Origin of the sequence: Limnospira sp. PMC 1279.21 (genome assembly GCF_032349615.1) — a bacterium.
Lineage (GTDB): Bacteria > Cyanobacteriota > Cyanobacteriia > Cyanobacteriales > Microcoleaceae > Limnospira > Limnospira fusiformis.
In genome coordinates this window covers 14,862-20,287 of the sequence record NZ_JARPLU010000094.1, presented here as the reverse complement: position 1 = coordinate 20,287, position 5,426 = coordinate 14,862, and the positions used below count along the sequence as shown (strand labels likewise).

At 45.5% G+C, this 5,426-nt stretch carries 7 protein-coding genes; 5 read left to right on the top strand and 2 right to left on the bottom strand.

The window, feature by feature from the left end; all coding sequences use genetic code 11:
* Both P5683_RS14750 and P5683_RS14745 read right to left on the bottom strand, forming a co-directional pair.
* Window positions 1-592: tetratricopeptide repeat protein (locus tag P5683_RS14750; protein ID WP_315654862.1), on the bottom strand; the 592-nt coding region annotated here is incomplete at its 3' end.
* Between the two features lie 188 nt (window positions 593-780).
* Window positions 781-1,977, bottom strand: a complete 1,197-nt coding sequence (locus P5683_RS14745; protein WP_315640327.1) for a caspase family protein — start codon at window positions 1,975-1,977, stop codon at window positions 781-783.
* Window positions 1,978-2,543: 566 nt separating this feature from the next.
* On the opposite strand from P5683_RS14745, the gene P5683_RS14740 reads away from it, so the two are divergent.
* The 5 genes from P5683_RS14740 (at window position 2,544) to P5683_RS14720 (ending at window position 5,420) form a co-directional block, all read left to right on the top strand.
* Window positions 2,544-2,771, top strand: a complete 228-nt coding sequence (locus P5683_RS14740) for a DUF3285 domain-containing protein (protein ID WP_006621058.1) — start codon at window positions 2,544-2,546, stop codon at window positions 2,769-2,771.
* A gap of 7 nt (window positions 2,772-2,778) precedes the next feature.
* Entirely contained in the window at window positions 2,779-3,360 is a 582-nt protein-coding gene (gene ybeY / locus P5683_RS14735; protein WP_187757843.1) for an rRNA maturation RNase YbeY, read from the top strand.
* Between the two features lie 82 nt (window positions 3,361-3,442).
* Window positions 3,443-3,955 carry a diacylglycerol kinase family protein gene (locus P5683_RS14730; RefSeq protein ID WP_008054318.1) on the top strand — a complete coding sequence of 171 codons (513 nt, stop codon included), beginning with the start codon at window positions 3,443-3,445 and terminating at the stop codon, window positions 3,953-3,955.
* 3 nt (window positions 3,956-3,958) lie between these two features.
* Window positions 3,959-4,567, top strand: a complete 609-nt coding sequence (locus P5683_RS14725) for an aminodeoxychorismate/anthranilate synthase component II (protein ID WP_006621055.1) — start codon at window positions 3,959-3,961, stop codon at window positions 4,565-4,567.
* 46 nt (window positions 4,568-4,613) lie between these two features.
* Complete coding sequence (locus P5683_RS14720) at window positions 4,614-5,420, top strand: MBL fold metallo-hydrolase (protein WP_046321040.1); 807 nt, start codon at window positions 4,614-4,616, stop codon at window positions 5,418-5,420.
* Window positions 5,421-5,426: the final 6 nt, after the last annotated feature.

Genomic DNA, 5,426 nt, shown 5'->3' with positions numbered 1-5,426 from the left:
AGGCTGTTTGTTTTTCTCCCAGGGAGTCGTACACATGGCCAATATTGTTGAGAGTAGTAGCTTCCCCTCCTCTATCCTCCACAGCCCTTGATAGGGGTAAAGCTTGGTTAAGGTAGTCTAGGGCTGTTTGTTTTTCTCCCAGGGAGTCGTACACAAGGCCAATATTGTTGAGAGTAGTAGCTTCCCCCCCTCTATCCTCCACAGCCCGATACAGGGGTAAAGCTTGGTTGTAGTAGTCTAGGGCTGTTTGTTTTTCTCCCAGGGAGGAGTACACAAAGCCAATATTGTTGAGAGTAGTAGCTTCCCCCCCTCTATCCCCAGCAGCGCGATAGAGTTCGCGGGCGGCTTGCCACTTTTCTAGGGCTTCTCGTAATGATTCGGCGGTTCCTTGTTGAAATAGTATGAATCCCTCATTTAACAATCTATCCGCTTCAGAATTACTGCTATTTTGGGCGATAATTATAGGCGTTGTTTGAGGGGATGATGAATTGGTTTTTAGCTGTGATGAGGTCGCCAGGACTGACTCCCCTAGCATCACGGATAATGTGGCTGTTATCAATCCTATTTCGATGAGTTGCTGTGGTTTAATCATGGGTTTATTTCTTGATTTTTGCAGACAATTTATGGGTAAGCAAAAGCTAAAAAATCTGGGTTGATTTGAGTCAGTCAATCCCCGCAAATTGAGCCATAATGTGGGGTTTCGTTCCTCAACCCAACCTCCGAATAAAGCTGGGTGAGGGCGAGAGGGGGGATAATGGATAAATGAAAGTTATAAGTCTATTAACCTCCCTGATGCAATAGGGTTCCTACGGTTACTGGTTCCTCGATTTCGGCTTGGGCTACTATGCCATTCCGGTCAATTATTCGGACTTTTCCTGTACTATTTACCCCGGTTAAGATTGTGCCACTGCTGACATTTCGTAAATCAATCCCCCCTAACCATAATTGGGCGTTACTGCCACTTACCTGGGTGACAACGGCTTGGGCGGGTGGGTTCGGATTATTGATAAAATAGGGAGTTTGGAGTTGATAACCACTACCTACTTTGACTTCATAACGGGGCTGTTGATAGAAGTTTTTGGGAATTTCGGGGATGATTTTGGTAAATAGCTGTTGTATATTACTATCCGAATTCCACATATAATGGGTTAATAAATAACTAAATAAGCCGCAGTCAAAACCATTAACATTCACTTCCCGCGCTAGTTGATGGGGGGCTGTGGCTGATAATACTACGCCTTTGGCAACTCCGGTGCGGTAGCCGTTAACAAATTCTTCTGGGGACATATTTAAGCGTGATAACCACTGCTGCTGATAGCTTCTTTCATAGTCGGAAACTAGGACGTTTTGACCACCATCACGAGACCGGACTCGCGCTTCTCTGGTGGCACCTCCGGCAAAACAACTATCTAATACAACGGTGACGTTTTCGGTCTGTAAGGCGGACATTAATAAAAATAAGGTATGCCCCATAATGTCTTTGACGCTTCCTGGTGCGTTAGGATATCCAGGGGGTAAGTCGCCATCAACGGGAACAAAGGTGCCGTTGAGTTGTTGGGTACTTCCCACTTCTCGGAGAATGGGTTGGGGGTCAAAAATGCGAGAACCATGCCCAGAATAGTGATAAACTACGACATCTCCGGGTTTGGCTTGTTTGATTAAGTATTCTTCAAAGGCGGTTAAAATGCCGTCTCTGGTGGCTTGTTTGTCTTCTAATATGTAGATGTCTTGGGGGTGGAAACCAAAGCGGTGAATCAGTAATTCTCGCTGTAAATAGATGTCGTTGACACAGCCGATTAAGGGCTGTGTGGAATAGCTGTTAATTCCTACGAGTAAGGCGAGTTTGCGGGAGGTACTCTGGGCTAAGACTTGGCGATGGCGTTGGGTTTTTCGGTGAAATAAAACGGGGTCAATTCCTAGGGTGGCTAGGGCTGCGCCTAAGAATTGCAGAAAGTGACGGCGAGTGGAATTACTCATATTTTTACCTCGGAGATTTCCAGAAATTGAGATGAATACAGCCGGAAAATAGCACTAAACGTTACCCTATATCCCCAAACCTCAATTAATTATTAATTATTAATTATTAATTATTAATAATTAATTTTAGGGGCGGGTTCCTTCCCCAAGACTTGATGAATAAACCCGCCCTACGGTCTCGGCTGAGAAACGGGGTTTCTTGGACGGGTTTCTTGACTGATGGGGGAGAAACCTGGCTATAATGAACATTGTAGCCGGATAATTCCTCTGTTAATTCTCAATTTACCACGATTAATAAACCCGCCCTAGGGTTTCGGCTGAGAAACGGGGTTTCTTGACTTCTGGGGGAGAAAGCGGGTTTCTTTACGGACGATATGGGGGTGGTGCTGAATTCCTCACGACTTTATGAATAAACCCGCCTTACCCCACCGGGGAATTAGTTTTGGTGGTGGGAACTCGATAATGAGGGTCTGGGGGGTAGGTGGGGGTATCGCCGGAGTTGTGAAATTCTGAATATGGCTTACAATTGATGGCAAGTTACTAATTGAATGTTTTAACCCTAGACCATGACTAACCCGACTACTACGAATGAAACTACTAACCCAGAAACTCCGGTTTCGCCTGAAACTACTAACCCAGAAACTCGGGTTTCGGCGACTGAAGGGCAACCGAGTTATGTGAAACTGGCAATGCGGAATATGGTTAGGAAAGGTTCAAAATCACTATTTCACTTTTTCTTGACTACTGTGGGTCTCATTGGCTTGCTGGTGGGTCTCGCCTATCTTACCCGTTAAAGATTAAATGCTGTTGGGGGGTGAGAAGGTGCAGTTAGAAGTTAATATTGAAGATAATTTCTGGTGGGGGAAAGAGGGAGAGTCTCTGCGCTTGGGGGAACTGGCGGAAAAGGCGATCGCACCAGAAACCTGGGAATCATGGTTTTGTCAGTGGTTACAACAACTTGATCCGTATTTACCCCCGGCTAAGGGATATGAACTTAGTCTGCGTTTGACGGACGATAGGGAAATACAGGAGTTTAACGCCCAATATAGGCAGTTAGACGAGGCTACAGATGTACTATCCTTCGCGGCGCTAGAAACCAGCCTTGTGATGCCAGCAGAACACCTCTCATTGCATCCCTGCTATCTTGGGGATATAATAATTTCAGTGGAAACAGCATTTAGACAGGCACAACAGGCAGGGCATAATCTTACAACCGAGTTAGCATGGTTGACCAGTCATGGGTTATTACACCTACTGGGGTGGGACCATCCCGACGATCGCAGTTTAACTCGAATGTTGGATCAGCAAAAAGCCCTATTACAGACGGTTAACCTGCAAATTGGTTCAGGTTACGCCTGGGAGTCGGAAGAAAATATGAACTAAGCCACGATTGTGCTACATTGCACCCAGAATTGATCAGAAATCCTGATATTCCTAGAGAATGCTGATTTAAGGATACCCAACCATGAAAGCTAAAAAAAACTCTGTTTCGGCACTTCCCACCCCATTAGGTCCTCGGTCTGTCAACTACGCCTATATTCCCACCACCCCAGAGACGAAAACCGCCAACCACCGAGTATCTCAGTCTTGGGCGATCGCCAATAACCTATTGGTTAGCTTTAAATACGCCTGGAATGGTGTGGCTTACGCATTCAGGACCCAGCGCAACTTTCGCATTCATACAGCCATAGGGACTTTAGCGGTCAGTCTGGGTTTCTGGTTGCATCTTAGCTTTGTAGAAATTGCTATTATTGGTTTAACTATCAGCGCGGTCATGGCTTTGGAATTGTTGAACACAGCCATTGAGTCGGTAGTTGATTTAACGGTAGGAAAGTCGTATCATGAATTGGCACGCATTGCTAAGGACTGCGCGGCGGGGGCTGTGTTAATCTCGTCTTTGGCAGCTTTATTAGTGGCGGGAGTGCTGATTTTACCAGCTTTGTTAACGGCAACTCAACTGTGGCTGCAAGGAGTATAGACATTGATAATCGTCATTGATAACTATGATAGTTTCACCTATAACCTGGTGCAATATTTAGGAGAATTAGGGGCAGAAAATCCGGTAGGCGATCGCATAGAAGTTTACCGAAACGATGGCATCACCGTTGAAGAAATTAGACATAAAAAACCCGATGGTTTAGTCATTTCTCCCGGTCCCGGTCGCCCAGAAGATGCCGGAATTTCCCTAGCCATTATCCGAGAATTAGGTAAAACCTTACCGATTTTAGGGGTATGTCTCGGACATCAAAGCATCGGTCAAGCCTTCGGTGCGAAGATTATCTCAGCCCCAGAGTTGATGCACGGGAAAACCTCCCCCATTCATCATAACGGCAAGGGGGTATTTCACGATTTAGAGAACCCCTTTACCGCGACGCGCTATCATAGTTTAGTCATAGACTCCCAAACCTGTCCACCGGTGCTAGAAGTTACCGCCTGGGTGGATGATGGTACAATTATGGGAGTTCAACACCGCCATTATTCCCATATTCAGGGTGTGCAATTTCACCCGGAAAGCATCTTGACAACGGCTGGGAAAACCTTAATTAAGAACTTCCTAAAGAGTTGTCGGTTAATGGCAGTAGAAAGCTAATCAATTAGCGGTAAATTTTCGGTAATATTTGGGTCATATAATTGCTATGAAACGGCGACAGTTTATCCACCTAGCTAAAACCAGTGCTATAGTTACCTTGGCTGCGGGATTTGGTGCGCGGTGGCAGGTTTCCCAAGCGCAGACACCCAGTGAATCTAACTTGACTATTCGCTGGCTTGGACATACGAGTTTTCTGTTTACTGGGGATGGTTTGCGGATACTGGTAAATCCGTTTCGACAAATTGGATGTACCGCCGGATTTGGTAGCCCGAAAATAGAGACTGACCTGGTGTTAATTAGCAGTCGGTTACTTGATGAAGGGTCGATTGATGGGTTTCCCAATAATCCGGCGCTATTACATGAACCGGGAGTTTATCAATTTCAAGGAACCCAAATTCAAGGTATTCGCACTATTAAAGACCGTGAAAGAGGTCGCAGGTTTGGTCAGAATGTCGCCTGGTTATGGACTCAGGGTGGTATCAGAATTCTGCACATGGGAGGGTTAGCCGGACCTATTAATATTGAAGAAAGGATTTTGATTGGTCGCCCCGACTTGTTGTTAATTCCTGTGGGTGGAGGTCCGAAGGCTTATACTCCGACGGAAGCGGCGGCGGTAATTGCTTCCCTCAACCCTAGATTAGTGATTCCCACCCACTATAAAACTCTGGCTGCAGACGTGAATAACTGCGATTTGGTTCCGGTTGATAATTTCCTTGATGTGATGACTAATGCAACTATTAGGAATGTTAATAGCGACACTTTAACGTTGACTCGCAGCCAGCTTAATGATGATGGTTTGACTATTGGGGTGATGAGCTATAATTTTAATAGTTCGGCATCAATTAATAATTAATAATTA